Source organism: Alicyclobacillus cycloheptanicus (assembly GCF_028751525.1).
GTDB lineage: Bacteria > Bacillota > Bacilli > Alicyclobacillales > Alicyclobacillaceae > Alicyclobacillus_L > Alicyclobacillus_L cycloheptanicus.
Map to the genome: position 1 here is coordinate 1,712,804 of NZ_CP067097.1, position 24,794 is coordinate 1,737,597.

At 53.6% G+C, this 24,794-nt stretch carries 22 protein-coding genes and 4 riboswitches; of the genes, 15 read left to right on the plus strand and 7 right to left on the minus strand.

Annotation, left to right across the window (positions count from 1 at the left end):
- The first annotated feature begins 101 nt into the window (after positions 1-101).
- The 5 genes from glmS to JI721_RS07985 all read left to right on the plus strand — a co-directional run bounded on the left by glmS (position 102) and on the right by JI721_RS07985 (position 7,029).
- Complete coding sequence (gene glmS / locus JI721_RS07965; protein WP_274457488.1) at positions 102-1,931, plus strand: glutamine--fructose-6-phosphate transaminase (isomerizing); 1,830 nt, start codon at positions 102-104, stop codon at positions 1,929-1,931.
- A 350-nt stretch (positions 1,932-2,281) separates the two neighbouring features.
- Positions 2,282-2,872, plus strand: coding sequence for a GntR family transcriptional regulator (locus JI721_RS07970; protein WP_274457489.1), 591 nt, complete (start codon positions 2,282-2,284; stop codon positions 2,870-2,872).
- A 150-nt stretch (positions 2,873-3,022) separates the two neighbouring features.
- Positions 3,023-4,423 (plus strand): MFS transporter, encoded by a 1,401-nt coding sequence (locus JI721_RS07975; protein ID WP_274457490.1) that lies wholly within the window; start codon positions 3,023-3,025, stop codon positions 4,421-4,423.
- A 255-nt stretch (positions 4,424-4,678) separates the two neighbouring features.
- Entirely contained in the window at positions 4,679-6,034 is a 1,356-nt protein-coding gene (locus JI721_RS07980) for an MmgE/PrpD family protein (RefSeq protein ID WP_274457491.1), read from the plus strand.
- Between the two features lie 290 nt (positions 6,035-6,324).
- Entirely contained in the window at positions 6,325-7,029 is a 705-nt protein-coding gene (locus JI721_RS07985) for a pirin family protein (RefSeq protein ID WP_274457492.1), read from the plus strand.
- 109 nt (positions 7,030-7,138) lie between these two features.
- Here JI721_RS07985 and JI721_RS07990 read toward each other — a convergent pair whose 3' ends face one another.
- The 5 genes from JI721_RS07990 to JI721_RS08005 form a co-directional block, all read right to left on the minus strand.
- Entirely contained in the window at positions 7,139-7,711 is a 573-nt protein-coding gene (locus tag JI721_RS07990) for a manganese efflux pump MntP (RefSeq protein WP_274457494.1), read from the minus strand.
- A gap of 312 nt (positions 7,712-8,023) precedes the next feature.
- On the minus strand, positions 8,024-8,701 hold the full coding sequence (locus JI721_RS07995) for a DUF190 domain-containing protein (protein WP_274457495.1): 678 nt from the start codon (positions 8,699-8,701) through the stop codon (positions 8,024-8,026).
- 10 nt (positions 8,702-8,711) lie between these two features.
- Positions 8,712-9,071: a fluoride efflux transporter FluC gene (locus tag JI721_RS17250; RefSeq protein ID WP_407654084.1), complete on the minus strand. Its 360-nt coding sequence runs from the start codon at positions 9,069-9,071 to the stop codon at positions 8,712-8,714.
- Positions 9,068-9,466, minus strand: coding sequence for a fluoride efflux transporter FluC (locus JI721_RS08000; RefSeq protein WP_274457496.1), 399 nt, complete (start codon positions 9,464-9,466; stop codon positions 9,068-9,070). The genes JI721_RS17250 and JI721_RS08000 overlap by 4 nt, the downstream gene beginning before the upstream one ends.
- Before the next feature lie 49 nt (positions 9,467-9,515).
- Positions 9,516-9,577: riboswitch (Fluoride riboswitch) on the minus strand.
- Positions 9,578-9,717: 140 nt separating this feature from the next.
- Positions 9,718-10,560: a sigma-70 family RNA polymerase sigma factor gene (locus JI721_RS08005; protein WP_274457497.1), complete on the minus strand. Its 843-nt coding sequence runs from the start codon at positions 10,558-10,560 to the stop codon at positions 9,718-9,720.
- A 78-nt stretch (positions 10,561-10,638) separates the two neighbouring features.
- A riboswitch (Fluoride riboswitch) is annotated at positions 10,639-10,701 on the minus strand.
- A gap of 160 nt (positions 10,702-10,861) precedes the next feature.
- A riboswitch (Fluoride riboswitch) is annotated at positions 10,862-10,927 on the plus strand.
- A gap of 41 nt (positions 10,928-10,968) precedes the next feature.
- Between JI721_RS08005 and JI721_RS08010 the strand changes: the two genes are divergently transcribed.
- The 5 genes from JI721_RS08010 (at position 10,969) to JI721_RS08030 (ending at position 14,853) form a co-directional block, all read left to right on the plus strand.
- Entirely contained in the window at positions 10,969-11,652 is a 684-nt protein-coding gene (locus JI721_RS08010) for a hypothetical protein (protein WP_274457498.1), read from the plus strand.
- Positions 11,653-11,806: 154 nt separating this feature from the next.
- Positions 11,807-12,415, plus strand: a complete 609-nt coding sequence (locus JI721_RS17390) for a DUF6431 domain-containing protein (protein WP_474367333.1) — start codon at positions 11,807-11,809, stop codon at positions 12,413-12,415.
- Between the two features lie 88 nt (positions 12,416-12,503).
- On the plus strand, positions 12,504-13,886 hold the full coding sequence (locus JI721_RS08020; protein WP_006446171.1) for a DDE-type integrase/transposase/recombinase: 1,383 nt from the start codon (positions 12,504-12,506) through the stop codon (positions 13,884-13,886).
- The gene (locus JI721_RS08025; protein WP_006446170.1) at positions 13,883-14,704 is read left to right on the plus strand and encodes an ExeA family protein; all 822 of its coding nucleotides are present in this window, start codon (positions 13,883-13,885) and stop codon (positions 14,702-14,704) included. The genes JI721_RS08020 and JI721_RS08025 overlap by 4 nt, the downstream gene beginning before the upstream one ends.
- The gene (locus tag JI721_RS08030; RefSeq protein ID WP_274457499.1) at positions 14,701-14,853 is read left to right on the plus strand and encodes a hypothetical protein; all 153 of its coding nucleotides are present in this window, start codon (positions 14,701-14,703) and stop codon (positions 14,851-14,853) included. The genes JI721_RS08025 and JI721_RS08030 overlap by 4 nt, the downstream gene beginning before the upstream one ends.
- Positions 14,854-14,896: 43 nt before the next feature.
- On the opposite strand, the gene JI721_RS08035 is transcribed toward JI721_RS08030, so the two are convergent.
- Positions 14,897-16,093, minus strand: coding sequence for a hypothetical protein (locus JI721_RS08035; RefSeq protein WP_274457500.1), 1,197 nt, complete (start codon positions 16,091-16,093; stop codon positions 14,897-14,899).
- Positions 16,094-16,212: 119 nt separating this feature from the next.
- A riboswitch (Fluoride riboswitch) is annotated at positions 16,213-16,277 on the minus strand.
- A 195-nt stretch (positions 16,278-16,472) separates the two neighbouring features.
- Here JI721_RS08035 and JI721_RS08040 point away from each other — a divergent pair.
- From JI721_RS08040 to JI721_RS08050, 3 genes are all read left to right on the plus strand, one after another.
- Positions 16,473-18,077 carry a glycosyltransferase family 2 protein gene (locus JI721_RS08040; RefSeq protein WP_274457501.1) on the plus strand — a complete coding sequence of 535 codons (1,605 nt, stop codon included), beginning with the start codon at positions 16,473-16,475 and terminating at the stop codon, positions 18,075-18,077.
- Positions 18,078-18,162: 85 nt separating this feature from the next.
- On the plus strand, positions 18,163-19,446 hold the full coding sequence (locus JI721_RS08045; protein WP_274457502.1) for a nucleotide sugar dehydrogenase: 1,284 nt from the start codon (positions 18,163-18,165) through the stop codon (positions 19,444-19,446).
- Positions 19,447-19,562: 116 nt separating this feature from the next.
- Entirely contained in the window at positions 19,563-21,152 is a 1,590-nt protein-coding gene (locus tag JI721_RS08050) for a glycosyltransferase (protein ID WP_274457503.1), read from the plus strand.
- Between the two features lie 340 nt (positions 21,153-21,492).
- Here the strand turns inward: JI721_RS08050 and JI721_RS08055 are convergent, their stop codons facing one another.
- Positions 21,493-22,401 carry a COX15/CtaA family protein gene (locus tag JI721_RS08055; protein ID WP_274457504.1) on the minus strand — a complete coding sequence of 303 codons (909 nt, stop codon included), beginning with the start codon at positions 22,399-22,401 and terminating at the stop codon, positions 21,493-21,495.
- A 329-nt stretch (positions 22,402-22,730) separates the two neighbouring features.
- Between JI721_RS08055 and JI721_RS08060 the strand changes: the two genes are divergently transcribed.
- Both JI721_RS08060 and JI721_RS08065 read left to right on the plus strand, forming a co-directional pair.
- A complete protein-coding gene (locus JI721_RS08060; RefSeq protein WP_274457505.1) occupies positions 22,731-23,666 on the plus strand; it encodes a heme o synthase in 936 nt (311 codons plus the stop codon).
- 229 nt (positions 23,667-23,895) lie between these two features.
- Positions 23,896-24,792, plus strand: coding sequence for a cytochrome c oxidase subunit II (locus JI721_RS08065; protein WP_274457507.1), 897 nt, complete (start codon positions 23,896-23,898; stop codon positions 24,790-24,792).
- Positions 24,793-24,794 lie beyond the last annotated feature (2 nt).

Below are 24,794 nucleotides of genomic sequence, written 5' to 3' on the forward strand. Positions count from 1 at the left end.
CCTCCCGGCGTTTGACCGCGCCGTAAACAGGGCTCGAAACCCACCAGGCGACTGGTGGAACAAGAGTGAGTAGGTCACATTGAGGAGGAACTGAAAAGTCGATGTGTGGAATTGTTGGCTATGTCGGGACGCGTGACGTATCTCAGGTGGTGATTGGCGGACTTCGCAAACTGGAGTACCGCGGCTATGATTCCGCCGGGATCGCGACGTTGGACGATGGCAAGCTGCGCGTCGTGAAGTCCGTCGGGCGGTTGGCGAATCTTGAAGAGAAGCTGTTACATGAGCCTGTGCAAGGGCATTTGGGAATTGGGCATACACGATGGGCGACACACGGGAAACCATCGGACGAGAACGCGCATCCGCACCAGGATTGCAGCAGGCGGTTCGCCATTGTGCACAACGGCATTGTGGAGAACTACCTGGCACTGCGCGAAGAGCTCATCAGCAAGGGGCACCAGTTCAAGTCCGAAACGGACACGGAAGTGGTCGTCCACTTGATTGAGGAACTGTTCAACGGCGACTTTCTGCAGACGATGGTGCAGGTCGGGAAACGTCTGCGGGGTGCCTATGCACTGGTGGCCATGACCAAAGACGCACCGGGGACCATCATCGCAATGCGCAAGGCGAGCCCGTTGATTGTTGGGCTGGGGCAGGGAGAGAACTTTGTGGCTTCGGACATCCCGGCCATTCTCGAGTACACACGGAACGTGTACGTGCTGGAAGACGGCGAGATGGCGGTTGTCAAGGCGGACGGCGTCCAGTGTTACTCGCTGGACGGCGAACCGGTCAGCAAAGAGGTCTATGCTGTGACCTGGGACGCGGTGGCAGCCGAGCGCGGCGGGTACCCGCACTTCATGCTGAAGGAGATTCACGAGCAGCCAAAGGCGATTCGTGATACCTTGCTGGGCCGGGTATCTCCGGATTTATCTCGCGTGACGCTGTCGGAATTAAAGTGGCCGGAAGGCTTCGTGAAGGAGATTGACCGGATTCACATTGTCGCCTGTGGTACCGCGTGGCACGCAGGCCTGGTGGGCAAGGCTGTGATTGAGCAGCTGTCCGGCATTCCGGTCGAAGTGGACATCGCGTCCGAGTATCGCTATCGTGATCCGATTCAGACACCGAATACGCTGGTCATCGTCATTAGCCAGTCCGGCGAGACGGCCGATACGCTGGCTGCGCTGCGCGAAGCCAAGCGGCGCGGCCGCAGGGTGCTGGCCATCACGAACGTGGTCGGCAGTTCCGCCGCTCGCGAGGCTGACGACGTATTGGTGACTTGGGCGGGGCCGGAAATCGCGGTGGCGTCGACGAAGGCGTACACCACGCAGCTGGTGGCGCTGTATCTGCTGGCGCTCTACTTTGCGCAGGAGCGCGGGCGCGTCAGCCAGGATGAGCTGCACGCGATACTCAAGGGCATCGATGGGTTGCCGCAGGTGGCAGAGCAGGTGCTCGACACCGCGCCGCAAATCGAACGCTTCGCGAAGGACTGGGCGCACGCCAGCGATACGTTCTTCATTGGCAGAGGCCTGGATTTCTCCGTCGCGTTGGAAGGCGCGCTAAAGCTGAAGGAAATCTCCTACATTCACGCCGAAGCGTACGCGGCAGGAGAATTGAAGCACGGCACGCTGGCGTTGATTACGGACGGCGTTCCGGTCATCGCGCTGGCCATGCAGGATGCGCTGTACGAGAAGACGGTCAGCAATATCAAGGAAGTCACGGCACGCGGGGCGTTTGTGCTCGGCATGACATGGGTCGGGGACGAGGAACTGCAGAAGTCCGTGGACCAGGTGATTTACGTCCCGCACACGCTGCCGCTGTTGGCGCCGATCGCGGCCGTGATCCCATTGCAGCTGCTGGCGTACTACGCGGCCGTCGCCCGCGGCAACGACGTCGACAAGCCGCGGAACCTGGCGAAGTCGGTGACGGTGGAGTAACGGCTGGCCGGGTGCGGCGGGGGCTGTTGTGTAAATTCCACGTCCGGATCTTGACAAATGGGGCCACCATCCCCGCTTGTTGGTCAGATTCACAATACAAACCTGGGTCTCGGGCAAGATGGATCACGGGGCTCAAACAAGTTGTTTCCTACGGCACGGGTGCATTCGGGCATAAAGCCTGGATTCGCCCGTGTTTTTGGTGTTGACAATGACACGTGGAGTTGGTATGACTATATTCAGTTACTTTTCGACCATCAATCTTATAACTTATAAAATAGAGGGTGTAAGAAATTAACAGAACACTATCTCAACTTGCATACAACAATCTTAAAGAGCAATTCATCAAGGGCATGTACTTACCGGGAACACGACTTTTCGAAGAAAAAATCTCTGAGGAATTCGAAATGTCCTTGACGCCGATTCGCGAGGCGATGAAGCAATTTGAGGCAGATGGTATCGTGACAAGGAAGCAACATCAAGCGTTGTTCGTGCGCAGTTTTTCATGGGAGGAAGCGAAGAACGTTTACGACCTGCGCAGAGTATTAGAACCGTTCGCCATCGAGTTGTCCGGACAAAACGTTGATCATAACACCCTGTCTATTCTGGATGGATTGATTGACCAGCAAGCAGTAGCTTTGAAGACTGGACGGAACGACGAACTTCAATACTTGAACTATAGGTTCCATGTGACGTTGGCGAAGATGAGCAGGAATCAGTTATTAGAAAATATGATAGAACGATTGTGGATGATGGTGCCTCTGTTGAGAGCGGCAGCATGGAGTGTCAGTGAAACGCGCCCAGTCAGGGTACTTGAGGAGCACCGAATGATTGTAGACTGCTTAAGAAATAACCCCGCACAAGCAGTGGAGGCTGCGCGAGTACACGTGAACCACAGTTGGGATAATGTCCGGAGTGCTCTGCTGCAGGCGTTGCATACATAAGGAGGTGAGGCAGAGCAGAAATGAAACCGTTTTTTGAAAGCGCTTCAAGGAGGTGGTTATAACTTATAAGTTATTATCGGTGTCAGCAATCTTGATACATGCGGATGTTATGAAGCCATTGCATGCTTGGACTGAAAAGGAGTGAAAATATTGACTGGGTTAGAATATGGTTCTGAGTATTCAGTTGTTCAGCAAAAGCTCGATAATGCACCTATCTCGTCCGTCCATCGAAAGATTAATATGCTGATCGCAGGCGGCATGTTTATTGATGGAATAAACTTGTATATGTTAAGTCCGATTTTAGCTCTGTTTGTCGTATCGGGGTTCTCGAACGTCAATCATAATGCAAACATTTTGTTCTGTAACTTCCTTGGTTTGGCGATTGGATCGATCGTATCTGGCGTGGTTGCTGACCGTCTTGGACGACAGAAAATGTACCAAATTAATCTATTTGTGTTTGGATTCGCATCCATCATTGCGGCCCTGATGCCTAACGTAGTTTGGTTTACTGTCTTCCGCTTTATTATCGGCCTCGCTTTGGGAGGCGAAATTATTACGGGGTACTCCACTCTGGCTGAGTTTGTTCCTCCGAGACGTCGTGGTGTCAACAACAACCTGCTCAATGCAGTCGTCAGTATCGGTCAACCGGTATCTGCGTTTGTAGGACTCGCACTGTTGCCTACCGTCGGGTGGCGATCGATGTTCATCGTGGTCGGCATTCTGGGATTGGTGATGTGGGCACTCCGCAAGACGCTGCCAGAGTCCCCACGCTGGTTGGAGAAGAATGGCTACATCACTTTAGCGACGACCATTGCGGACGGAATTAGCAACGGTGAATCTTTGCGGTCGATTCGTGAGAAAGTGAAAGGAATCGGTCGCGACACGGAGGGTACACACAGTTCTGCAGTGAAAAAGAAGCTGGGATTTGCACAGTTGTTTAGCGGGAAGCTTATCAAGCGAACGATCATCGCAATTTTGCTGCAGTGCGTACAGCTGTGCGTGGTTTTTGGGTTTACGTCCTGGGTTCCAACCATGTTTGTATCTGCGCACTTTACCTTAGCACACTCCTTGTACTATACAGCGGTTATGGGGCTCGGCCTTCCTATCGGTGGTTTAGTGGGAGTGTTTTGGAGTGACTCCTTGGGAAGAAAAGCTGTCATGGTCGGATCCGGTATTCTAGGCTGTGCTTTTGGCGTACTGTACGGTATTACACTGATCCATGGTGGTAGCCCGGTTGTCATACTTTTGTTGGGGTTCCTGACAGAGGTCACAATCATGGCGTTTGGCGGTGTGAGCATCTCCACGTACCTGCCTGAACTCTTCCCGACAGAAGTGCGAGTTACCGGTACCGGATTGGCCGTTGCAATCGGTCGCGTCGCCAGTGCTGTATTCCCTTATGCTGTGGTTGCTGTGTTGCATCACTATGGTGTTGAATGGGTATTCGGCATGATTGCCTTCGTACTTGCCATCGGTGTCGTGACCGCACTCTTCGGTGAAGAGACGAACAAGAGGTCGTTGGAGGAACTTGACAGAGAGGTACTATCAATTTGATGCAGTTGCAAACTTCTCGCACACACCGGATTATAATTTATAATTTATGATATCATCAACGTCGTTGAGCTGTAATACTCAATTCTCGAGAACCAAACTGTAGACTGGGTTCACGGAGCTTCGGTTCTGCGCCGGCCCTAGGCAGGGGATGAATACGCAGCGAATTCCGTTGCCCCGCTCTCGATTGGTCGCTCTCCGTACGGCTGGCTTAAAGACATCTTTGGCTGACTACATTGGAAAGGTTGCTGAAAGCATATGGAACAAAACACCCTCACACTTGAAAAACTTTCGAAGTGGGCGTTGTCCACGAAAAAGGAAGAAATTCCACAAGAGGTTATTGAACATGCAAAAAAGTCACTGGTGAATTGGCTAGCGGTGACCTGGGCCGGTCAGGAGACTGAAGAAGGACGAATCTTCTGTGGCGACAACACACAAGGATGGGTTCTGGGCTCTGGAAATGCAGTCGCCCTTGGAGTGAAACGGGGTGTCAGCCCGATGAACGCCGCGTTCATAAACGGCGCCAATGCCCATGTACTGGATTTTGACGACACACACTTAGGCACCGTGATACATCCGAGTGCACCTGTATTTGCAGCGCTGTTATCCGTGATCGGAGAAGACGCAATTGTCAGCGGATCGGATGTTTTGGGGGCATTCTCCGTTGCATGTGAACTATTTATCCGGATAGGAATTTCCGTAAATCCAAAGCATTATGACTCAGGATGGCACATTACCGCCAGCCTCGGTGGATTTGGAGGCGCATTCGCGATCGCGAAATTAATGGGCTTTAACTTGAAACAAACCGTCAACGCTGCAGCCTTAGCAGGGTTGGGAACAAGTGGGTTCCGGTCTGCGTTTGGAACGATGGGCAAACCGTATCAAGTAGGTTTGGCTGCAAGCAACTCTGTGCTGGCTGCCGAAATGGCACAAATGGGTGCTGATGGGCCTGCGAACTTCCTGGAGAGCAATCGCGGCCTAATGATTACTACGGATAGAATTGATTACTCTGCCTTTGATGACCTTGGCCGACGTTGGGAATTTATGAATAACAGTTTCAAGCCTTATCCGTGTGGCGTTGTCACGCATCCAGTAATTGACGGTGGCGTTGAGATTCATAACCTGGGTATTGCCCCCAATGAGATTGAGGCGATCGTGGGCGCAGTTCATCCGCTCGTCAACGAATTAACGGCGATTCAGAACCCAACTGAAGGTCTGGACGGCAAGTTCAGCGCGACATTCCTCCTGGCATTGTCCATATGCGATGGATTCGTGGTACCAGCACAGTTCAACAAGGAATGTTTGGCGCGAACCGACATTAGAGAACTGATGAGCAAAATCACATTTGTTAACTCGAAGGATATGGCTCGAGATGCAGTTGAACTGAAAATTCGCTTGAAGATCGGAAGTGAGCGCATCGTACGTATCGACCATGCGTCCGGCAGTGTCGAAAATCCGATGAATTGGAAGCAGGTTGAAGAAAAGTACTATCGATTGACCAGCGCATGGGGCAAATCGAAACAAGATGAAATTTTGTCCTTTCTGAAGGGATTTGACGCTGCACCCCGGGCATCCACCTTGGTGGAGTACATGAAGCAACTTTCCTACGTTTGATTGTGTAAGGAGCTGCTGCACGAGGGTCGAATTGCTTTCGTTTGTCTAGTTGGATAGGTCAGTGGGGCGGTCTCTCTCCTAGGTCGTTGCCTGAACCGACTGTATCCCCACCCGGCAGGGTGGGGATACCTGTGTCGCTATGAATCTCCCATCGAAAATCATTTCAAAAATCGCATGCGACTGACAGACGATTGTCCCAGGTCGATGGATGTGTAAATGAATGATATCATTTGTTGAACACGGCAGCAGAACACCTGCGCAACACCTGTAGAACGAGGAGGTAACGCACGATGCTCAAGGTGTACCCAGCAGCGTCTCGGTTTGCGGACGATCACGGTTGGCTCAAGACATATCATAGTTTTTCATTCGCGGATTATTATGATCCGAGCAACGTGAACTTTGGCCCTATGCGGGTGCTGAACGACGATACGGTAGCCCCGGCCCGTGGATTTGGCCCGCATCCCCATCGGGAAATGGAAATCGTGTCAATCGTCTTAAAAGGCCAATTACAGCACCGAGACAACACGGGCATCACGGAAATCATCAAACGTGGAGACGTTCAACGCATGAGCGCGGGCACTGGAATTGTTCATTCGGAAATGAATCCCTCTCCTACGGAAGAAGTAAACTTTCTCCAGCTGTGGTTTGAGCCGAACGAGTACGGACTGCAGCCTTCGTACGAGCAAGTCACATACGACGAAGCCAACATGAAAAACGCCTTGTTGCCGGTGGTGTCCAACCGTGTGGCTGCCGACCATGTGGCGTACATCCACCAGGACCTGACCCTGTATCTGTCGCAACTGGAAGCTGGTCGGACGCTGACGTTTACGCAAGCGCCAAACCGGCGAGTCTTTTTGTTCGTCACGGAAGGAGCATTAACCCTGAATCAGGACACGCACCTGGAGAGACGGGATGCGGCGCGCATCACGGAAGTCACATCTTTAGACATCCAAACGGTCCAGGGTGCGACGTTTTTGTTGATTGACCTCTGCTGAAGCGAAGGTCCGCGCCGGACCTTCGCTCATGCGAATCAGGGCGAATGCCAAATCACACCCAGCATGAAAGCCGTCCACGCTGCAGAAACCAAGGCTGTGTTCGTTTCGATTATCCTGTGACTTGGTGAATGCCAACCAAAATGAGGATGAGTCCTGCGAAAAACGATGAATACCTGCCCAGCGATTTCACCAAAACTCGGTAGCCGACAACATTCCCTGCCCACAGCATGATGTATCCCCAGAAGCCAATGCTAGCCGCGATGACCCAGGTGGTTGAAAGATTCGAAACGGTAGCACCAAATCCGACCGTGAGATTTGTAAATGAAAGTCCAAGCCCTAAAATAAATCCCTGCCGCCAACCGGGTTGCAGCAAACGTAGATTTTCACGGCGAGGAGAAATCCGGGGGTGAATGTATTGTGAATACCAGAAAAATAAACCGATGCTGCTCAGCACAATGCATGCCGTCCAGGATGCCTCGACAGTTGAAATATAGTGAGAGACGACATGGCCCGCGTAGGCACCGAGAAGCGCCGTACAAAAGCCAATCGCATTGATGATGCCGTTCACCCAATGCGGAAATTTCATGTTATGGCTTCCGTAGGCCATCCCCGTACCGCAGTTGTCAAGATTTGAACCCAGTCCAATCAGAATTGCCGTAAGAACCGTGCTGAGCCAACTCATTTTCGTCGCCTCCACTTCCAGGTCCTTGTAACGATATGGAAGTCGGGTGTGTGACGAATGGACAGACCAACCAAGCTGTCCGCCCATTTTGCGCGGGCACGTGTGATTCGACATGAGGGTTAGTGAACAGGCGTCGAGCGTTCAATGGGATGTCAATCGGTGCTCGACACAGATATTTGTTTCGAATCATGAAGTGGGTAAGAGAGCACATGGCTCCTGGCTGGTCGACTTCGACAGGGCAGGAGCCGCTGTAGAGGCGATGGGCGGACATTTCGCGGGCAAACCTTATTTTCTCAATGGGCCCAGGAGGCGTTACTTGTCCCTGGAAACCATCCGGCCCTGTAACAAAATTGCTGGACCAGACGCCGACTGGATGAGCGGTTGTAGTTTGTCAATGACCTCCTGAATTTTAGAGGACGATAGGACCGCTTCAACCGACACTGGGGCGTGCTCGGACAAACGAAACAATTTGGCCTTGTGCACCACGTGTTCTGCTCCGAATCCCTCCAAAGCGCGCGTGACCGTCACCCACGAAATCCCAATATCACGGAGGGAGACGACCAGTGCATGGTACAAGGGTTGTCCGTTGTATTCGTCATTTTCTTTCATATAGATTCTCAGAGCCGCGTCATCTTCACGCACTGCTTCATCCCTCCAGTCTCCATCTTTCACGTCAACCACTTCGGCAAAGCAAAATGCTTCTCCGTTGGTTGTTTGAAGTTGTTTGTCAAGATGTACAATAATGTCTTCGATTTCTCGTTGTGTTCCATACACATCTAAATCCACGGGGAGATTGTCTGACATATATTCGGAATGGATATTCTGAATATGTCTGTGAGCATCCAGGCCTTCTTCACCGCGAAATACCGTGATGCCCGGGGCACCCGATTTCCAAAGATCATGGACGATATCTTCGTAGACCAGTCTGCCCAGCAGACCCTTTCTGTCACCTTCGTGAAGGTGGATTTGCAGCAACGTTCCTTTGCCCATCGCATTCACCTCAAATCCATTGCGTGATCCATGCCAGAATGAAACCGCAAGCGTATGAACTGCCTACATACCCACATGCTTTGAGGGGCCGGGACCGAAATTGTTGCACGGTTTCGACGGACATCGTGGAAAAAGTGGTATAGGCTCCACAAAACCCGGTCCCTAAAAATAACCATGCATTTGGGGCGTGGTGAAGAGCTTGAAATAACTGAAAGAACAGCCCAAGAAGTAACGTTCCGCTGACATTTATCATCCAAGTACCCCAGGGAAAATCACCTCGGGTCCACTGCGTGACGAAACGACCGATGCCGTATCTGGACAATGCACCGACCATCGCTCCGCCAGCGACGAGGAGAGACGTTGTGATCATTGGGCGATTGACTCGCGTGTCTCGCTTGTGGGCCGAGTCATCCCGAATGCAATCTTGTCTCCAATGAAGGCCAACACTGGCCCTCCAAGCAGGCTGACCAGGGTGTACACCGGCATAAGTACAGGGTGTATGTGCAACAGCTGCACCGATTCCAAGCAAAATGTAGAGAAGGTCGTAAAAGCCCCGATGAGGCCTACGCCGAATCCGTTTCGAATCCAGGCGGGGAGTCCGTGGTTGTCCGCAAAACGGTAAAAGAGTCCCAGCACGAACGAACCAGATAAGTTTATCACAAGTGTTCCAAATGGAAATGAACCAGGGGTCGGGATGCAGGTTTCTAAAAACATCCGAAGCACGCCGCCAATCATTCCACCGACCGCGATTGCCAGTAAGTTCATCATTCAGACCTCCTCGTAAACAGCAATAAAGCTCCTGCGAATCCAAGACGGAATCGCAGGAGCCATTATCCCAAAGGGCGGTTTATGGTGAGCTCCATCACCAATTCGGTTGCATAACTTACCGAGATTCTACTATACATTGGCCCATAAATCAAAGCCTGAAACGCTGCGGGCTCTCGCCACTTCCATGTCCGTGATTTCCTGCGGAAATCCGTGCGATTTTCAATGAAATGCTAAGGATTGTGAATCAGCTATCGGTCCGCCAATGAGGAATGCTGCGCCGCACATCGAAGTTTTTCAATGGCATGCAGCTGAATTTGTCGGATCCGTTCACGAGTCAGGCCGAGCGACTGCGCGACTTCTTCTAAGGTTTTCGGTTTATCTCCATCGAATCCAAAGCGCATCCGAATGATGTATTGTTCGCGGTCAGAAAGATGTTCAAGCAGTTCTTCCAGCCCGCGTCTTTGCTCATGCCGCAGGACGATTTCGAACATGTTTTCGGAGTTCGGGTCGGCCATCAATTCTTTTAATTGGACGCTTTCATCCTCTCCCACAGGCGTCTCCAACGACAGGGGAGCGTGCTCTATATTTTGGATCGCGATGATGGTCTCCGGCGTTTTTCCTAAGGCCTCGGCTAGGTCTTCCACCGTTGGTTCGTTTTCTCGCTCTGCATACAATTCATAATAAGCTCTTTTCATCCTGTTTAAGGTCTCAAACGAATGTACCGGTAGTCGAATGGTTTTCGACTTATCGGCCAGTGCTCGGGTGACTGCCTGCCGTATCCACCAGGTTGCATAGGTACTGAACTTGTATCCTTTTTGATAATTAAATTTATTCGCCGCTGTGATTAACCCGGTGTTGCCTTCCTGTATTAAATCTTCCAAATCGAGACCGCGGCCTAGATACCGTTTGGCAATGCTCACGACGAGACGAAGATTGGATTGCACGAGGGCCTTCAATGCAGTTTTGTCGCCCTGTTGAATCCGCATACCCAATTCACTTTCTTCTTCACTACTCAGCAAAGGAAATTTCGCAATTTTGTCCAAGTATGCGTGAATCACCGTGTCCGTGTCTGGAGAAGCGTTGTTTTGCATGGGCATCATCCTCGGTCTTTGGCTAGGTTCACAAGTGTAAGGACCCGCGCGGAATACAAAAGGCTCCTGCGAACCATCACGGTCGCAGGAGCCATTATCCCCAAAGGGCTGTTCGTGGTGAGCTCCATCACCAATTCACTTTTCAATGTGGAGTTTAACCGCAAGACTGAGAAAAAGCAATAGAGGTGTATGAGCGCGAATCCTCAAGGATGTGGTCGTGAAGTGAATCCTTCCTCCGTATGGAACCACAGTCATAGAACCGGCAGGTTGTTCATATTGTGTGTCAGTAGCGTAAACTGAACCAGCAATTGGCGATGGAGCTCGCCATAACCGTCTGTTCACCCAGACTGATGGCTCCTACTGCGTCATTTTTGCAGTAGGAGCCATTTTATTTGGAGAGGTGACGAATTGGGAATCCCATTTGTTTCGCTCGCCCTGATTAGCGTCATCGTTGCGATTGATAACGCGTTGCTCGCCGGAATGTTGCTTCCTCAAGCGTCACGTCAGCATAAAAATGAAATTATGGTCGTCGTTGGCGTTGCACTTGCCTTCGCGCAAATCGGATGTGCGATGGGGGTGGGCCGCCTGTTGACCAACGAGGTGTTCCGGGCACTCGCTGTTGTCGTACTCATCTGGATGTCGATTCGTACAGTGGCAAGTGTATCCTTCCCGGGAAGGACTTTGACCCGAATCCGTGTCATTTGGAGAGTTTTCTTTTATACGGTTGTCGGAAATATAGACAATATGATATGGCTCGGTACAGAATTGAGAGGCCACTACCTATGGCTCGCCTTCTTTTCGGTGGTGACCATTCCGTTGTTTATTATCATCGCGGTCTTCCTCTCAGGCCAGTGCGAAAAGCACCAATGGATTCTTGTGCTGGGTGCTGGGATGATGGCTTGGGCTGCAGCTTCGTTGGTACTTCAAACACCCGGTTGGAAGCTGCAGTTCAACGGAGTATCGACATGGGTCATCAAAACGGCAATGGGTTCATTCATCGTGCTCATGGGATTTATCATCCGGGAGCTTCTGATTCATACTGTAGCCGCTCACGCTGCTTGGCGGAGGATGAGCGGTTTTTTGTTGCTTTGAACGACAGAGGGTTTTCTCGTTGATTGTCGTATGACGATCCATATCATACCGACAATCATCGACAGGAGGCGTAAAAGAAGAGAGACCTGTAAGGTTTGGCGGCCCCGGTCTCTCCTTCTGCAAGGTCACGGTTTTCCCGTGCCTATATTGGATTATGTCTCTATCATATTCGATTCCCTTCGCAAACGTCGAGTCCTATTTGCGATTTTGTGAGGATCCTGACCCTGATTTATTGCGTCCACCGTCATGCGGATATTGCGGGTGTCCGATCCTGCATGGTCATGGCAGCTATGCCCGGAACGTGTGGGCAGAGGAGAAGTTTTGGCGCATTCGGGTGTTTCGGTTCCGGTGTGCAAATCCGGATTGCAAGCGGACATGCAGTGTATTGCCGAGCTTCGTCGGTCGTTATGAGCGATTTGTCTGGGATGTTCAAGAACTCGTCTGTACGCATGCGGATGGCGAGCAGTCCCTGGAGGAAGCAGCTAAGGCCCTTCCTGCCCCGATTGGTCCGCTGTGCGCTCGCACGGTGTGGCGGTGGATGAAGCGCTGGCAGGGGTATATGGACAAGCTTGACAGCCAGTTCTGGGAGCATGTGATCTCACTTCACCCTACCATCCGTATGCCACGGGGACGGGAGCGGCCAACCCACCGCCTGCGATACTGGCGGCAGATTTGGATGGAACTTTCGCCAAGCAAAGTGAACATTGGTCTCTTTCACGGCCTGTACCGGCTCCGCCAGTCAAAGTCGGCCAGCATGGTATAGCTAATCCCACAATTTATGTCTATGGAGCAGCCAGACACTCCCGTCCGAGAATAGGCTTGTACCGATTCTCGGGGGAGGAGATGGCGTCATGGACCGAAAGAAGTTGGCCAAGGAGATTGCGGCGTTTCGATACGGGACGATTGCGCCCATTGTGAGCAGACAAACGCCGCTGTCTCCAGGGGAATTGCGTATCTATTTTGAGCGGATGGTACAACAATCCTACGTGATTCCCGGCACCACTAGAACGACGCTCAGCGTGCGGACCTTGGAACGATGGCTGGAAGCGTACCGGAAAGGCGGATATGATGCCCTGATGCCGAAGACCCGCAGCGACAAAGGGCGCCACCAGTTACCAGACGAAGTGATTCAAAAGGCGGTGGCGTTGCGGCGGGAGCGACCCGAGCGCAGCGTGGAGCAGATCATCCTCTTGCTGGAGGCAAGCGGTGTTGTGGAGCCAGGCACAGTGGCACAGAGCACATTGGCCCGCCATTTGCGTCGTTTAGGAGCAAGCCGTAAAGAGTTGCTTCGTTCCAGTGACCGGGGATACCGGCGTTTTGAGGCGGAAGACGTGCATGTCTTGTGGCAGGCGGATTTTAAGCATGCGCTGTACTTGCCTGACCCAAGCAACTCGGAGCGCAAGAAAAAGACGATTCTGTTTGCGATCCTCGATGATTATTCGAGGCTCATTGTCCATGGGCAGTTTTATTGGGATGAGCAGTTGCCACGCCTGGAGGACAGCCTGAAAAAGGCGATTCTGCGATACGGCATTCCAGAACAACTTTATGTGGACAACGGTGCGGTGTTCTCATCCCAGCATTTACAGCGCATCTGCGGAAGACTGGGGATTCACCTTTCCCACAGTAAAGCCTACCGTCCAGCGGGTCGTGGGAAAATTGAACGGATATTCCGTTTCCTCGACACCAGCTTCATTCCAGAGGCCTATGAGCAAGTGGAAGCGGGACATATCCGGACCCTCGGCGAGCTCAATGAGGCGTTCTGGGCCTGGGTGGATGGGTATTACCACCTGCGCAAGCATGGCAGCACAGGAATACCGCCAAAAGAAAGAGCCGCAAGCAGCAACCGGGTTCCCAAGCGGGTTTCAGAGGCGGAACTGACAGAGATTTTCCTTTGGGAGGAAGAGCGTACAGCAGACAAGGCCGCATGTGTCTCCCTGATGGGCAACACCTACGAGGTGGATGCTGACTTGGCCAGGCGGAAGGTGACACTGTGTTATGACCCATTTGATCTCTCGGTGATTCAAGTCTGGTTCGACGACAAGCGATGGCCCGACGCAAAGCCGGTGGACCTGACTCGCCGCTATGATCGCAGGGTTGCCTCGACAGTGAAGAGCGACAAACCAACGACGGAGCACGTGTCCTTCTTCCAGGCAGCGGATAACCGGCGCAAGCAGGCTGCAGTTGAAGAGTCCCCGCTGCGATTCTCAGATACAAAGCGTGGTGAACACAAGTGACGCCGCAGGAGAAATGGGGATTTGAAAAGCTGCCGTTCCGGCGGGACGTGGAAGGACACGAGCTCTACGAGACAGCCGCACACCGGGAGGCCCTGGCCCGGATGGAATGGGTACTTGAGCAAAACGCACTGGGGCTGCTGGCTGGCGAGGTAGGCAGCGGAAAGTCCACGCTCATTCGCCGACTCATTGGCGGACTGGACGAAATGAAATGGCTTCCCGTCTACATTTGCGTACCCGGCCTGCGCCCCAAGGAATTTTACGGAGAACTTCTCTCGCATCTCGGAGAGGCGAATCCCTTCTCTGTGAGCCGTGCGAGGAAGCTTTGGAACGAACGGGTCCAGACTGGAGGGCTTGCCGGCGAAAGACGGTGGGCTGTGGTGATTGATGAGGCGCAGGACATTTCCGATGAGATGTTGCAGGAGCTCAGGTTTGTCCGTAACCAGCGGATGGACGCCATGTCCCTGTTCCCGTTGATTTTGGTTGGCCAGCAGGAACTGCGGCGGAAACTGCGATTGAAGAAGTATGAGGCGATTTCACAGCGGATTGAAATGGTCTACCACTTGACTGGGATGACCAGAGAGGAGACGACTGAATACGTCCGCCACCAGATTCGGTTGACCGGAAGGCAGGCGCCGCTGTTTACAGACAGTGCTTTGCACTTGATTTATGGGGCAAGCCGAGGGATTCCACGGGTAGTGAACCAAATCTGCCTGCAGGCCCTGTACGACGCAGCGGCCAAAGACAGTGACGTCGTGGAAGATGCCAACATCCAGCGAGTGCTGGCGGACCAGGAGTGGCAACGAGGGGTGGCCGGATGACCGGCTGCTCCGCCACGCCTAAAATGATTGACGGCACGACGACCACCACGATGACGGATTGGCGCTACGACTTTCACGCCAATGTCGGTGAGAAATTCACCGCCAAGCAGCGTGAGCGGCTACATCATACCCCGAAACGTGAACAGTAATTTTGAACAACAGAAATCATTGATGCGATCGTATGCGGCCGAACTAACGCAGTCTTTCAGACAGTTCGTGGATCGCGTTCTGAAACGCCAACATTCCGCCGCGATTGACCATGACGGCCGAAGACAAACTTCGTCTCGCTTTCAGCGCGTAATACAGTGCGTGACTGCTGTACGCCGTTACGAAAATCACACCATCCGCGTGCTGGAGTTGATTTGCACCCATATGTAACTTTGAAAAACCGGGAACAAGAATGGCCTCTGCCCCTTCGCGCTCCAGCAATGCGCGGTACACCGGATGGCGAATTTCATCGCCAATGACAGCGATTTTTCGACCTCTGAGTCGTGGATGATTCGTTGGATGCGCTGCGGTTGTTCTGACATCGGTCGCTTGTCGTTGATGCAATGATTCGATGATGCCGATGAGCTCCGCAATTTCTTGATGGTGGGCTTGTTGCAACTGTTCGATCTTGACCTCCAAATCTTGCACATACTGCACCAAATCCGTTCGGTCCTGCGGTTTGTTCTTTTTGCCTTGAAAGAATGTCTGAATCGGCATTGTGTGGAGGATTTGTTCAAGATAGCGAAAATCTTGATCGAAGTGATGGTGGATCAATTCGAGCCAAAAGTGACAGCGCTCGGGATCTAAATAGGCTGCGAAGGATGCCATGAGGTAACCTGTCGCAACGACTTTCGGCACCAGGGCATGCTCCACGTATTTGACTTGGTCACCCTTCGCGTAAGTCTCCAGTTCCTCCAGTGTACCTGTCATGATAAAGGATTTCAGCGTCGAACCTCGATCATCGATCTTCGTCAATGTCAAATACCTTTCCACAAGCTGGAGCCATTCCGCGCGTTTGTGTGCAGACGCCTTCAAGTGACGGACGAGAACCAGGGCTTGCTGCATTGGGGGCATCTTTCGCGTGATGGGCAGGATGTTACGGGTGGCAAAGGTTTGCCGTACGGCTGCGGGGATATTTGCCCAGAGAAACACCGTCGCGGAGTCACATAAAAGTTGTCGTACCTCCTCAAACGAGAATACAACGACGAGGCGTTCGTCTGCTTCGAAGACGTTCCCTGCCAGGCACGCTTGCAGTTCCTCGACCGACAGCAGTAACTCGTTCTTTTGGACATGTTCGAAAAGTGCATCCCGGCTCTCAAATCCGCAAGGATCTGCGAGAAAACTCATTTGTGGAATGCACTCGCCATTTTCGATTCGCAGGCGCATCCAGAATTGAAACATGTCACAGCCATCCTTCCACACGACGTTTTGCACGCACGGTCGGTACCTTCAGAGAACCTCGTGATGATTTCACGTTGGCTTCGGCGGGCAAAAATGCAAAATGGCTCCTGCGAATGTAGACATTCGCAGGAGCCATTATCCCAACCACGGGCAGTTAAAGGTGAGCTCCATCACCCGTTCAGTTTTGTCATAAGTATACAAAAACGGGCCGTGATTTGGAAGGTCTGTCACATCGCGTAAAGCCCTCACGCAGGTTCATGCCAATCTTCTCCCGCTGTAGTCAAAGAACCTTTCCATTTTCCCCTTTTCGGTCATACCGTGATGTGGACAGACGATGCTTGTCTGTCAGCAGGTAGGACAAGGGGGGACACACAAAATGATGAAGCCATCAACCCGACGTGGAAAACTTGTCGTGATTGTTCCTGCGTGCAATGAGGAGGAAACCATCGGTTCGGTCATTGATGAGGTCAAACAGCTTGGTCCAGCGGAGATTGTGGTCGTGGAGAACGGCTCGACTGACCGGACCGGGGACATCGCGCTTGCCCGTGGCGCACGCGTGCTTCATTACGACATGCCGCTAGGGAACGACGTGCCTCGAGCCGTGGGCGCATTGCATACAGAGGCCGACATTTATCTGTTCACCGACGCGGACATTGTGATTCCGGCAGCCGAGTTGTCTTTGTTCGTGGAGGCGGTTGAGGACGACATTGATTTAGCGACGAACGCCGTGGACTGGTGCGCTCGAGTTCCCTCGCCGGATCCGCCATCCCTATGCCGGTATTTTCTCAATGTATTTCTGCAGCGCCGCGATTTGGGAATGGAGAACGTACTCAATATTCCACATGCGTTCAGCGCGCGCGCACTGCAAAGAATCGGCAAGCATGTGCTGGCAAATCCGCTCCTGGCGACTGCGCGCGTCATTGAAGAGGGGCTCCTGGTCGATCCGGCGCACAGTTACAATGTCCTCGGCCGCAACCGGACCCGGCCTGCCCATGAGACCCGGCCCGGAGAACCGATGCGGCATTCGTTCCTTCGCATTCACGGCGACACGGTCGAGGCGCTGCGGTACTACTTGAACCAGCGAGGGCCGCGCGGCGGTTTCGGTCAGGGGAGGCGGAATCGTCAGCGTTTCAAACACCAGGACGACTTCTTCAACCCATGGCAATGGGGTGCCGACGGTGCGCCGACGCATGATGTCACCATGATTTTGTCGGTGTCGCAAGACACGCCGGGCCTGGGTGCGTTTCTCGACTGGCTTCAGACCTATCCAATAGAAATCATCGCAGTGGCGCACGGTGCGTCAGGTCGTGTCAAGCGTGTTTTGGCCGATCACGACCTTCCATTCGTAGACATCCCGCAATATGTCGGCCACGAAGTTGCTTTTGCGATTGGCGCCCAGTTGGCGAAGACGCCGCTGCTATTCTTTCACGACGCCATGATTCCGCTCGATCCCTACGAAATTGATGCGTTTGTCACGCCCTTGCGCAATCACCAGGCGGACGTCGTCGTGAACAACCAATCGCAGTATGTGCGGAAGTTGGAAGGGATGCAGACGGTCCACCTGGGAGCCTATTTCCTGAACATTGTCGGGCAGAACCGTGAATTGGCCGCCTCTACGATGCTGCTGCCGCCGTATGCGCTGACGCGCGACGCACTGGAAAAACTCCATGTTGAAAGTCTATTAAGCCCGGGTTTGGCGCAGATGCGCGCGTTTGACTGCGGCCTGCGGATCAAGGCGGCGAGTCCCATCGACTACGACGGAAGGCTCAATGTCCGCCTGAAGGCCGTGCTGCTTGAGGAAGACCGCATCATCGGCGACTTGATGGAGGGGCTTTGGTACTGGACCGAACGCTTCGGCTATCGCGGTGGGTTTCATGATGCTGACAGGGTTCGAACGGTCCTGGCGGATGCTTCGCCAGCCTACCCCTTGGAGCCGCCGTCTGAAAAGAGCACGGTTGACTTTGCAAACGTGGTCATCACCTAAAAATCCGTAGAGTAGGCAGGAACACGGTGCGAGGTGAGGCTTCGTCCATATGATGCAGGGTGTACGAAAGGAGCGATCGATACGAATGAATCAGGAACCATCCAGCACGACCGATCTATCCCGACCTCACATCTGCATCGTTGGACTCGGATTTGTCGGCCTGCCGCTCGCCATCGAGTTCTGGCGGTCGGGGTGTTCCGTCACCGGTGTTGATGTCGACGCGCGTAAAATCGACCTGCTGCAGCGCGGGGTCAGCTACTTGGTCGATGTGCCCGCCGCTCTGGCGGCAGAGCTGGCCGCTTCGAACCGATTTTCCTGCTCGACGAAGTTTGATGGGATGGAGCGTGCGGACGCCATTCTCATTTGTGTCCCCACGCCGCTGAACGAGGCCGATGAACCGGACTTGTCGTTTGTGTTGGGAGCTGCCCGTGAAATTTCACAGCATTTGCAGCCAGGTCAGGTCATCGTGCTCGAGTCATCCACCTTCCCGGGTACAACAGCGGATTACGTGGTACCGATTCTTGAACAATCCGCATGGAAGGCGGGGAAAGATTTCTACGTTGCCTATTCGCCGGAACGAATTAACCCTGGAGAGACCATTCCGCTCTCGAAGATTCCGAAAGTCGTTGGTGCCGATGATGAGAATTCGCTGCGACACGCCATCGGGATCTACCAACAGGTCTTTCAAACGGTGGTGCCCGTGTCGTCCACGCGCGTTGCGGAATTGACCAAACTGCTGGAGAATACCCAGCGCTTTATCAACATTTCGATGATGAACGAACTCGTCGTTGCCTGTGAAAAGTGGGGCATCAGTTTATGGGAGGCGATTGAGGCCGCCGCCACGAAGCCCTATGGATTCACACCGTATCACCCGGGCCCGGGCATCGGCGGGCACTGCATCCCGATTGACCCCCTGTACCTCCAGTGGTTCGCAAGGACACGCGGTGAGTCGCTGTCGTTCATCGCGGTCGCAGAAGAGGTCAACAAGTCCATGCCTCCATACATTTCAGACCGAATTCAAGGCCTCTTGCCCAACCCGCAGGGGAAGGCATTGCTGATTGGACTCACCTATAAACGCGATGTCAACGACATGCGCGAGTCGCCTGCCATCCCCGTGATGGAACATCTGCTGGAACGAGGCGTGACAGTGACCTACCACGACCCGTTCATCGATCACATCACGGTTCTGGGGCGTCCGCTGCAGTCTGTACCGCTGACGGAGGCGTCCGTCAAGAACGCAGACGTGGTCGTCATTCTGACCGACCATTCCAGCGTGGATTACGATCTCGTTTTAGAACATGCTGCCTCGATTTTGGACACGAGGCATGTGTACAAAGGGGTCACGAATCCGAACGTCACCGCTCTTTGAAGGCATTGCGTGGACGAATCTGGCGGCTGGCGGGGCTGGATGCATTCGCTCATCAAATAACGAAACGGACGGCTTCAATTCTCTCTGCTGACCTTATTTGATGAGGAGGTTGTCAAATGTCCAGACGAAAACACCTGGTTGCCATTGTTCCGGCCATGTCAGAGGCGGACACCATTGGCCCTGTGATTCTTGAATTAAAAAAGTTGAATCCAGATGAAATCATTGTTGTCAACAACGGGTCGGTGGACCGGACGGGAGACATCGCACGCGAAATGGGCGTCACCGTACTGGAATATGAACAGGCGCTCGGCAACGACATCCCCAGAGCGCTGGGCGCGCTGCATACGGAAGCGGACATTTATCTGTTCACCGATTCCGACATCGTCATTCCGGCCAAAGACCTCAGACCGTTCGTTGAAGATATCGAAGCCGGAGCCGATCACAGCATCAACGCCATTGAGTGGTGCGCGCGGTATCCAACGCCGGATACACCTTCTGTGGCGAGGTACTTTCTCAATCTCTTTTTGCGGCGCAGAGACCTCGGCCTCGAGAATTGCTTGACCATTCCTCATGCCTTCAGCCACCGAGCGTTGATGCAAATCGGCAAGGAAGTGCTGTCAAATCCGTTACTCGCGACCGCAATGGTGATTGACGAGGGATTGACGGTGACGGTACCGACTGAATACAACGTGCTTGGCAAAAATAAGCCTAGAACAGCCCATAAAACGCTGCCAGGTCAGATATTGCCGACCGCATACACCCGAATTCATGGAGACACCATCGAAGCGTTTTGGTACTTTCTGACGCGAAAGGGCCCCCGCGGCGGGTATGGCCAGGGGATGCGCAATCGCAAAGCCTTCTATGAGGTTCAGCGGGAAAGCCTCGGGGACATCGGAAAAAACGGGAACTCCAACGTCACGGTGGTGCTGTCGGTATCCCACCGCTCCACTTCGCTGTCGCATTTGCTTGGGGCGTTGGTAGACATGCCTGTGAACGTGATCCCGGTGTTACACGGCGCCGATGCCCGGACGGTACACATGTTTCGGGACCTTGGCTGGACCTGCGTCAGCTTGCCGCATTACGTTGGGCATGAAGTCGCGTTCGCGATTGGGGCGTCCTTCGCACAAACGGACTACGTCGTCTTTCATGACACCATGCTGCCCATTGACGCCTATGAACTGGACCAAATGGTTGCACCCCTGCAACAACAGCAGGCCAATTTCGTCTTGAACAATCAATCCAGACGTTTTGGCAAGCTGGAAGGGATGTCGATGGTTCATATCGGCGCCTACTTCATGAACGTCGCAGCCTTACGTCCTGAACTCATGACGTCGACCATGCTGCTGCCTCCTTATGCGATGGACAGAAAGGCGTTGAACGAGGTACCGCCAGCTGCCTTGATGAGTCCGTGTCTGGCGCAAATGCTTGGATACGACCGTGATCTCAAAGTTGTGAACGGCCCGTCCATCGACTACGAAGGTCGCTTGAATGTCCGGTATCATCCATTTCTCCTCGATGAAGAACGCATGATGGGAGACTTCATGGAAGGGTTGTGGTATCAAATTTTGCGGTTTGGATACAGAGGAGGGTTTCACGACGGGAAGCGGATCCGTTCGGCATTGCAACATGACACGCCGACATTTCCGCTCACGCTGCCGCGTGAGAACCCATCCGTTTCAATAGATGACATCATTCTTCTCGTGTAACGTGTGGTCACAAATGGTTGACGACGGAGTAGGAAGAAGGCAGTCCGCCCCCGGAACGACGGGGACGGACTTTTCAATGGATATTTCATCTGTAGAGTGGGCCGGGGCGGCGGTTCGGATGAACGATACGTTGTATTTCGTTGAATTGAATGTGGACTTTTCAGGCGCTCTTGATGGTTTCTTCATCCGTTGTGTTTCTCATGACACTATTCTGGCTCACATACATCTCGCGGTTAGATGTATCACGAACCCGAACGCTGTTATGATGGGAACTTCCTCTTGATGGGCCAAGGTGTACGAGCTCCAGAACGTATCCGCGTCTGGGGCTCGTACACTTGGATCACTTCGCGGGCGCCTTGGCCCCCGACAGACCGATGTAGATGCGGGACAACGCGAAGGCAATCACACCCATGATGAGACCGGCGACTGCCCAGTGTGTCGTCACGACGACCGTTTGCAGGCGTGTTTGCAGCGATGCAATTCCCAGCCCGCCCTGAATCAAAATACAAATCAGGGTCAACCCGGCCGCCTTGGTCAAGCGTTTGGCCGCGAACGTCCGCTCCACAAACCATATGCCTGCAAGCATCAGCAGTGCGGCGGTCACGATGTGGATGATGAGCAGGGTCTCCGAGGTGGCGTGGGACGGCGGCACGTGCTGTCCATGACTCAGGATGTAGCTGTCTTCGCCAAACAGGGCCTGACTGGCACCTGTATGGCGAAACACAGCGCCAGCTGCGACCGCCACCATTCCGCTTGCGTACAGGACCCAAGCCGCAGGTTTCAACTTGGCAAATCTCGAATCCGGCTGTGCCACCACGCCGTGCTCCCGTTCGTCCTCATGCTTGGCGAGGTTCGATAAATGGACGAACAGCGAAAGCATGATGACACTGTTCAGGACGTCCACCGTGGTTGCCGTACCCGGAAGCACAAACAGGACAATCAGTCCTGCGTACACGATTTGGATGATGAGGGACACCAGTCCCAGCACGCCTGTCCATATCATGGCGCGATTGTGTCGGTACCTCAGGAACAGCCAAATCAGCAGCCACACCACCAGTATGCCTAAGAGACCGGCTGTAAATCGGTGTACCAACTCGAAAATGAGAGAGCCGCTCATGGAAACCGGCCGCCCGCAAACGGGCCACTTTGGGCACACAAAGCCAGCGTCCTCTCCTACAATGATGCCCGCCAATACCATTTGGATCCCGATGATCACCGTCGTGATCCAGGATAATCGATAAAATTTCATTCCATATCACCCTTTATGAAATGTCCACCTGGACTCTTGAGCATCCGAATGCAAAGCGCGTGCGCTCTATCGTCCCACCGATGACCCATCATATATGCAACCGATCGGAAAGGGAATAGTTCCTTCGAATGATTCGTGGATATGTCATAGTCCTTATGAACTATCCATGAAATAGAACAATCGGGTCTGCAGCCGTTGACGCGGAAGACGTATGGTTAGTGTCAGTTTCAGCACGCCGAAGCGACGGGCTTCACTGACGAAGCCGCCATCTGAAGGAACAGGGCGGCTGCTGTGCGGGGACTCTAACGGGGAGAGGGTGGTGGGTTCACATGTCTGTCGTCAGAAACGAGATTTCCCTGTTGAATGGCGGCAATGGTACGAAAGGGTCGGCGTTGGCCCATGTCATCGGCGCTTACGTTGCGCTCACCAAGCCGAAAATCATGGTGATGTTGATTGTCACGGCCTACTCGGCCATGATGGTCGCAGGACATCATGTGCCGTCCATTCTGCTGACGGTCAAAACCCTGCTGGGGCTGGCGGGTTCTGCAGGGGCTGGCGCGGCTCTCAATATGTGGTATGACCGAGATATTGACGGGGTGATGGAGCGAACCTCGGCGCGTCCGCTTCCTTCCGGGGTGGTATCCGCACGGGCCGCGTTCCTCTTCGGCATCGCACTTGCAGCCTTGTCGACTGTGTTTTTGGCGGTGACCGTCAACGGGCTCACCGCTTTGCTGTCCTTGGCCGGTTGTGCCTACTACGTGGTCGTCTATACGATGTGGCTGAAGCGGCGCACGCCGCAAAACATCGTGATTGGCGGCGGGGCCGGCGCATTTCCGCCGCTTGTCGGCTGGGCCGCAGTGACAGGGCACTTGTCCTGGCTGGCCTGGCTCATGTTCGCGGTGATCTTTTTGTGGACGCCGCCTCACTTTTGGGCCTTGGCACTGTATAAAAACGAAGACTATGTGCGTGCCAACATACCGATGCTGCCCGTCGTGAAAGGGTTCCGCCATACGAAGATACAGATGCTTGTGTACACGCTCTTGTTGTTCGCCAGTACGCTCGTCCCTTGTTTCTTCCACGGTGTGACGCTTGTGTACACGACCTTATCCCTCATCCTCGGGATTGGGTTTACGACACTGGCGATTCGCTGCTTGATGGAGCCGGACCATTCGATGGTCTGGGCGAGACGGATGTTCTTTGGTTCCCTCACGTACGTGCCGGTGTGGTTCTTGGCCATTGTCATTGGGAGTCGAGGCATGTTTTGAGGAAAGTTCGATTTCAGCTGGTCTGCATCCAATAGAGGCTCAAGAGAGGCACACAAAAGCCCGCAATCGATGGATGATTGCGGGCTTTTTGCCGTCCATGGACGCATCAAAAGGACTACCTTTCTAGTCCCATCGTACTACGCGACAAATAGCATCATTTCACCTGTTGAAGGCTCCCATCCTTGAGTACGCTGTCAATGCAAATCCAAATCAGAAAGGAGCGACCATGGTGGGAAAAGGACGTTTCCTACGGTACGCAAGGCTTGCCATTCCGACACTGGCGGGAACCACCTTGCTGTCTGGCTGCGGCAGGCAATTCATGGTGCTCGACCCCTCCGGGCCGGTAGGTACAAGAGAATTGCACCTCATCCTGCTCTCCGCAGGGTTGATGGCGGTTGTGATTGTACCCGCACTTGTCCTTTTTGCCTGGATTCTGGTTCGTTACCGGGACAAACCGGGGAACAAAGCCCGCTTTGCGCCCAATTGGGCGGAGAACAGGACATTGGAGGTGATTTGGTGGGGCATCCCCATTGTGCTCATCGCTGTGATTGGGGTATTTACCGCAAAGGACATCTACGCGCTGACCAAGCCGCCGGAGAAGAATGTTCAGCCCCTGACCATCGATGTGGTTTCGCTGGACTGGAAATGGCTGTTCTTGTATCCAGGGCAGCACATTGCGACCGTGAATTACGCGGAGATTCCAACGGGCGTTCCGGTGCAGTTTGTCCTGACGTCGGATGCGCCCATGAATTCGTTCTGGGTCCCCGCGTTGGGCGGGCAAGTGTATACGATGCCGGGGATGGCGATGAAGCTGTGGCTGCAGGCTGACAAGGACGGTGACTATTACGGTCACGGGGCGAACTTTACGGGTGCCGGTTTCGCAAAGATGCAGTTTGACATCCTTTCTCGGCCAAAAGCGGATTTTGACCAGTGGGTCACAAAGGTGCAAAGCGGCACCGCCAAACTGACCGATGCTGGGTATGCCCGATTGAAAAAGCCAAGCAACGTCGGCGAACAGTCGTATGCAGCCTTTCCATCCGGCTTGTTCAACAAAATCGTGACGACGGACGGCGGAAAGTACTACACGCAAATGAACATGCAGGACATGCCAGGGATGGCAAACTAGAA

Coding starts and splice junctions, on each gene's coding strand:
- JI721_RS08050 (WP_274457503.1), top strand. CDS start 19,563: ATGTCCAGACGAAAACACCTGGTTGCCATTGTTCCGGCCATGTCAGAG.
- JI721_RS08060 (WP_274457505.1), top strand. CDS start 22,731: ATGTCTGTCGTCAGAAACGAGATTTCCCTGTTGAATGGCGGCAATGGT.
- JI721_RS07990 (WP_274457494.1), bottom strand. CDS start 7,711: ATGAGTTGGCTCAGCACGGTTCTTACGGCAATTCTGATTGGACTGGGT.
- JI721_RS07985 (WP_274457492.1), top strand. CDS start 6,325: ATGCTCAAGGTGTACCCAGCAGCGTCTCGGTTTGCGGACGATCACGGT.
- JI721_RS08055 (WP_274457504.1), bottom strand. CDS start 22,401: ATGAAATTTTATCGATTATCCTGGATCACGACGGTGATCATCGGGATC.
- JI721_RS08030 (WP_274457499.1), top strand. CDS start 14,701: ATGACCGGCTGCTCCGCCACGCCTAAAATGATTGACGGCACGACGACC.
- JI721_RS08005 (WP_274457497.1), bottom strand. CDS start 10,560: ATGCAAAACAACGCTTCTCCAGACACGGACACGGTGATTCACGCATAC.
- JI721_RS07995 (WP_274457495.1), bottom strand. CDS start 8,701: ATGGGCAAAGGAACGTTGCTGCAAATCCACCTTCACGAAGGTGACAGA.
- JI721_RS08000 (WP_274457496.1), bottom strand. CDS start 9,466: ATGAACTTACTGGCAATCGCGGTCGGTGGAATGATTGGCGGCGTGCTT.
- glmS (WP_274457488.1), top strand. CDS start 102: ATGTGTGGAATTGTTGGCTATGTCGGGACGCGTGACGTATCTCAGGTG.
- JI721_RS17250 (WP_407654084.1), bottom strand. CDS start 9,071: ATGATCACAACGTCTCTCCTCGTCGCTGGCGGAGCGATGGTCGGTGCA.
- JI721_RS07980 (WP_274457491.1), top strand. CDS start 4,679: ATGGAACAAAACACCCTCACACTTGAAAAACTTTCGAAGTGGGCGTTG.
- JI721_RS17390 (WP_474367333.1), top strand. CDS start 11,807: ATGTCTCTATCATATTCGATTCCCTTCGCAAACGTCGAGTCCTATTTG.
- JI721_RS08045 (WP_274457502.1), top strand. CDS start 18,163: ATGAATCAGGAACCATCCAGCACGACCGATCTATCCCGACCTCACATC.
- JI721_RS08035 (WP_274457500.1), bottom strand. CDS start 16,093: ATGTTTCAATTCTGGATGCGCCTGCGAATCGAAAATGGCGAGTGCATT.
- JI721_RS08040 (WP_274457501.1), top strand. CDS start 16,473: ATGAAGCCATCAACCCGACGTGGAAAACTTGTCGTGATTGTTCCTGCG.
- JI721_RS07970 (WP_274457489.1), top strand. CDS start 2,282: ATGTACTTACCGGGAACACGACTTTTCGAAGAAAAAATCTCTGAGGAA.
- JI721_RS08020 (WP_006446171.1), top strand. CDS start 12,504: ATGGACCGAAAGAAGTTGGCCAAGGAGATTGCGGCGTTTCGATACGGG.